The sequence below is a fragment of the Photobacterium sanguinicancri genome (assembly GCF_002265265.1).
In the GTDB taxonomy this organism is placed as follows: Bacteria; Pseudomonadota; Gammaproteobacteria; order Enterobacterales; family Vibrionaceae; genus Photobacterium; species Photobacterium sanguinicancri.
The window spans coordinates 1-475 of the sequence record NZ_NOIF01000447.1 but is presented as its reverse complement, the minus strand read 5'-3'; the positions used below and the strand labels follow the sequence as shown (position 1 = coordinate 475).

The 475-nt window shown below is 66.5% G+C and carries 1 protein-coding gene; it reads right to left on the bottom strand.

The genetic code is table 11. The annotated features are described in order from the left end of the window. Positions 1-230 (bottom strand): DUF305 domain-containing protein (locus ASV53_RS26550; protein ID WP_205049245.1); only part of this gene is annotated, 230 nt, incomplete at its 3' end. Positions 231-475: the final 245 nt, after the last annotated feature.

The window sequence follows — 475 nt, the reverse complement described above, 5'->3', positions numbered from 1 at the left end:
TTGCCGAGCAGCATGTCGGACATCTCGATGGCCTGCGCGTGGTGTTCCTTCATCATGCTGGCGAACATGATGTCGGCATCGTTGGCGTCAGCGGATGCGGGGGCGGAGCTGCTGCTGCCGCCGTGGTTCATGCCCGGCATGTCGCCGCCGGAGCTGGTGCCGGCGCAGCCGGTGAAGGCCAGCAGAGCGGTGAGGGTGATGGCGGCGGTCGCCACAGAACGGTTCTTCATGATGGTTCTCCAAGAGTCGGTGATGACGCCCAGCGGGTCGCTGGACGAGCGCTGTGCCCACGAGGCGCGGGCGCGGCGCTGCTCACGTACGACTGATGCAGAGAACGGTCAGGGAGGGTGGACGGAGAGGGTGACCCGTCGGTCGCGCCCAGGATAGGAGGTGCAGGATGGTCAGCTGCGACAGCGAGTGCCACCATGCAGCGGGACGTGCGAGCAAGACGACGGCAACGAGAAGCGCGAGAACG